The organism is Nocardia sp. NPDC059195, from assembly GCF_042754695.1.
Lineage (GTDB): Bacteria > Actinomycetota > Actinomycetes > Mycobacteriales > Mycobacteriaceae > Nocardia.
Genome location: NZ_JBHZBG010000063.1, coordinates 1 through 2,680, shown reverse-complemented (window position 1 = coordinate 2,680; position 2,680 = coordinate 1). Strand labels below are relative to the sequence as shown.

At 66.0% G+C, this 2,680-nt stretch carries 1 protein-coding gene; it reads right to left on the bottom strand.

What is annotated here, in order from left to right:
- Positions 1-2,639: beta-ketoacyl synthase N-terminal-like domain-containing protein (locus ACFXKN_RS33405; protein WP_379434790.1), on the bottom strand; the 2,639-nt coding region annotated here is incomplete at its 3' end.
- Between the last annotated feature and the right edge of the window lie 41 nt (positions 2,640-2,680).

The following is a 2,680-nucleotide window of genomic DNA, read 5'->3' as shown; positions in this document are numbered from 1 at the left end:
GACGCACCATCCTGATTCACCGCAGAACCACGCAACACCGCCAACACCGGATGCCCCAACCGCCGCGCATCCGACACCCGCTCCAACAACACCAGTGCCAGACCCTCGGACCAGCCGGTTCCGTCGGCTGATTCAGCGAAGGCCTTACAGCGGCCGTCAGGAGCGAGTCCGCGCTGTTTGGCGAAGTCGATGAGGCTGTTCGGCGTGGACATCAGCGTGACGCCGCCCGCTATAGCCAGCGAGCACTCACCGCTACGCAGCGACTGCGCCGCGAGATGCATCGCCACCAGCGACGACGAACACGCCGTATCGATGCTGATCGCAGGGCCCTCCAGCCCCAGTGCGTAGGCGACGCGGCCGGAGACGACGCTGCTCGCGGTACCGACCGCGACGTGGCCGTACCGGTCGGCCTCGGTGGCATGCACGAGGTCGGAGTAGTCCTCGCCGTTCGTGCCCGCGAAAACGCCGACATCGTGTCCTCGGACTGACTCCGGATCGATCCCCGCTCGTTCCAGGACCTCCCACGACGACTCCAACAGCAATCGCTGCTGGGGATCCATCGCGAGTGCCTCACGCGGAGAGATACCGAAGAACTCGGCATCGAAATCGCCGATACCCTCGATGAAGCCGCCGCCACGTGTGTACGTCGTCCCCGCACGCGATCCCTCGGGGTCGACCAGATGATCCACGTCCCAGCCACGATCCTCGGGGAATCCGGCTATCGCGTCACGGCCGTCGAATACCAACTGCCACAAGTCCTCTGGCGTCGACACGCCGCCCGGCAGGCGGCACGCCATCGAGACGATCGCGATGTCGTCATCGGATGCCCCCCGGCTCGGCGATTTCACCTCGCTCACCCTGGAATCCGCGGCCGATGCCGTGGTGAGCTCATCGAACACATACCGCGCCAATGTATCCAGCGACGGATAGTCGAATGCTGTCGTCGCCGGAAGCCGCAAGCCCGTGGCGCGGCACAGCCGGTCGCGCAACTCGACCGCTGTGAGCGAATCGAAACCCATGTCCGAGAAGGCGCGATCGGCATCGATCGCGTCAGGGTCGGCGTACCTGAGCACTGCCGCCACCTCGTCGCGTACCAGTGTCGCCACTGTCGCTTTGTCGGCACCGGTCAGGCCGACCTCGGGACTCGCCGGTGCGTCTTCGGCCCAGGACTCGGGGTCGACCGAGTCGGTCCCGGCCGGCCGGATCGCGGCGGTGTCGGGCCAGAAACGCTGACGCTGGAAGGCATAGGTCGGTAGGTCCACTCGCGACGCGGCGACACCCTCGTACATGGTTGCCCAGCTCACCGGCACTCCGCGAACAAAGGCCTGCGCGACGGCTGCCAGCAGCGCGAGCACGTCGTCCTGGCCGTCACGCAGCGTGGAAATGAACTCGGGTCGCGGCGTATCGCCGATCTCCACAGCCTGCGCGGCCATAGCCGTGAGCACACCCTCCGGCCCCAGCTCCAGAACCGTGTGGACACCGGCGCCGAGCAATCCATTCACCCCGTCGGCGAAACGGACGGTGGCGCGCACATGACCGACCCAGTAGCCCGGATCGGTCGCCTGTTCCTCGGTCAACCGTTCGCCGGTCACGTTCGACAGAATCGGCAGCACCGGTGACCGGAAGTCCAGGTCAGCGATGGCCGCCTCGAACTCGGCCATCATCGGCTCGACCAGGGTCGAGTGGAACGCATGCGATACCCGCAGTTGCTTGATATTCCGACCGGACTCGACGAAGTGCGCCGCCACCACCGCGACCGCGTCCAACGCACCGGAGACCACCACCGAACGAGGACCGTTGACCGCCGCGATATCGACCACCACATCCAGTTCCGCGATGGCCGCGAGAACCTCGGCCTCGGTGGCCTGTAACGCGGTCATGCCGCCCCCGACCGGCAGGTCCTGCATCAACCGACCCCGGGCGGCCACCAACTTCGCCGCGTCTTCGAGCGACCACACCCCGGCCACGTAGGCCGCGGTCACCTCACCGATCGAATGTCCCATCACGAAATTTGGTCGCAGACCGAATGATTCGATGAGACGGAACAGGCCGACCTCGACGGCGAACAACCCGCTCTGCGCGAACACTGTCTGATCCAGCTGCTCCGCGGCACCGTCGGTGCGAGCGAGGACAATGCCGGCGAGGTCGGCGCCCAGATGTGCCGACAACGCGGCACACGTCTCGTCGAAGGCCGAGGCGAAAACGGGGAACCGCACGTGAAGACCGGCGGCCATCCCGACCCGCTGGGATCCCTGGCCGGTGAACATAACCGCCACACCATCGCGTCGAATCGCCTTGCCCGACACCACATCAGCTGTCGACCGACCCGCCGCGAGGGCACGCAGGCCAGTAGCGAAATCAGCAAGGTCGGTCCCCGTGACGACTGCCCGATGATCGAGCAGCGAACGCGATGACAACAGGGCCGAACCGATGCGGCCCGGGACAGCATCCGCATCCGACTCCACATACTCCAGCAACCGACCGGCCTGCCCACGAAGCGCGGCCACGCTCCGCGCCGACAGCACCCACGGCACAACAAGATTGTCCGAATCTGGCTGTATCACAGCACTTTCCGCAACATCAGTCGCCGCTTCGAGGATGACGTGCGCGTTAGTACCACTGATACCGAACGACGACACACCCACCCGACGAACACGACCCACATCCGGCCAATCACACC